General features: G+C 67.7%; 2 protein-coding genes. One reads left to right on the forward strand and one right to left on the reverse strand.

All coding sequences use genetic code 11. The features are described 5' to 3' along the window. Positions 1-153: 153 nt before the first annotated feature. The gene (locus HNQ79_RS33150; protein ID WP_229923758.1) at positions 154-1,065 is read left to right on the forward strand and encodes an IS5 family transposase; all 912 of its coding nucleotides are present in this window, start codon (positions 154-156) and stop codon (positions 1,063-1,065) included. Here the strand turns inward: HNQ79_RS33150 and HNQ79_RS33155 are convergent. Further along, entirely contained in the window at positions 1,013-1,636 is a 624-nt protein-coding gene (locus HNQ79_RS33155; RefSeq protein ID WP_311772337.1) for a hypothetical protein, read from the reverse strand. The two genes, HNQ79_RS33150 and HNQ79_RS33155, sit on opposite strands and share 53 nt — an antisense overlap. Between the last annotated feature and the right edge of the window lie 22 nt (positions 1,637-1,658).

A 1,658-nucleotide genomic window follows, 5' to 3' on the forward strand; every position in this document is an offset into this window, starting at 1 on the left:
AGTAGCCGTTGTCGTACCGGTTGTGGGACGTGTGGATCGAACAGGGTTCCTGGTCGGGTGATCTTTCAGCGGTACGCGCATGAAGGCAGGGCCTCTCGGTAGCTCGGAGATGCGAATCCGACCGAGCGGTACCAGGAGACCCTGTTGTCCTATGTGTACGCGGTTGAGTCTGCCGATTTCAACTCGTCTGCTGTGTCGTGCGATTGCCTCGCGCACGTGTACGGCAACGCGGCCGATCATCCCGATCGGGAGCCGCACTATCCGTCGGACATGACGGACGAGGAGTGGGCGGTGGTGCGGCCCCTGCTGCCCACGCCGGCGTGGCTTCAGGGACGGGGCGGGCAGCCCGAGGCGTATTGCCACCGCTCGATGTTGGATGCGGTCCGCTACCTGGTCGCGGGCGGGATCGCCTGGCGGTCTATGCCTGTGGACTTCCCGAAGTGGGACCGTGTTTACGCGTTCTTCCGCCGCTGGCTGCACACGGGGCTGATCGCCGAGTTCCACGACCGGCTGCGCGGACGGGTCCGCGAGCACGAAGGCCGTGAGGTCGAGCCGACGGCCGCAATTATCGACGCGCAGTCGGTGAAGGGGGCGGCCTCGGTGCCCGCCGGCTCACGCGGCTACGACGGAGGCAAGCAGATCAACGGCCGCAAGCGGCACATCATCACCGACTGTCTGGGCCTGCTCCTTGTCGTCGTGGTGACCGCCGCGAACGTGGGCGACCGTGAGGCGGCCGTGCCCCTGCTGACGCGGCTGCGGAGCCTGCACCGGGACATCTGCCTGGTCTGGGCCGACGGCGGCTACACCGGTCAACTCGTCGACTGGTGCGCCAAGAAGCTCTCCTTCGCCCTCGAAGTTGTCAAACGCACTGACGGCATGGAGGGGTTCGTGGTGCTCCCGAGACGCTGGGTGGTAGAGAGAACACTGAGCTGGCTGATGCATTCGCGCCGTCTGTGCCGGGACTACGAAACCCTGACCGCGACCAGCGAGGCGATGATCCTGTTCTCGATGATCACGCGGATGAGCCGCCGCCTGGCCCGGCCACGAGCCGCCGGCCAGCACTGAACGCTCCCGACGCCTCCTGGAGCAACCACCCACGCTCACCAAGGCGTTTGGCTTTCGACCGCACCCCTTCGACCTTCGCCGCGACCGCATTGTCGATGCCCAGTGCCGCCGCGATGCCCTTGGCCCGCACCGGCTCGTGGCCCGGCCGGTCCTGGAGCACGTTCAAGATCCGCTGGTTGTCCAGCGAGAGCACCGCCACCGACAGGCCCTCCCGCCAGGGTGGCACGACCGCCCCCGGCACCGAAGCGAGCACCGGAGCAGGCAGATCCTCGCCCTCGGTCTCCACCGCGGCGGTGGCCTCCTCAGCAGACTCGGCCAGGGCGTCCACGAGTTCCTCGCGCGCGATCACCCGCCGGTCCCACTCGACCTCGGCGGCCTCCAGCGCCGCAGCCGCACGGGCCGCCGCCTCCCGCAGATCCTCCACCCGCTCACGAGCAGCCCTCTCCCGCGCCTCCAACAACCCCAACACCGACGCCACCGCACACCCCTCGACGATCAAACGGGAAGAACGTCGAGACTCTCCCTCACCCCGGCCGAAACCACGCCTGAACAGCGGAAACTCAGCGCTCACATACGGAAAGACAACGGCTTCT

Origin of the sequence: Streptomyces candidus (assembly GCF_014207445.1) — a bacterium.
Lineage (GTDB): Bacteria > Actinomycetota > Actinomycetes > Streptomycetales > Streptomycetaceae > Streptomyces > Streptomyces candidus.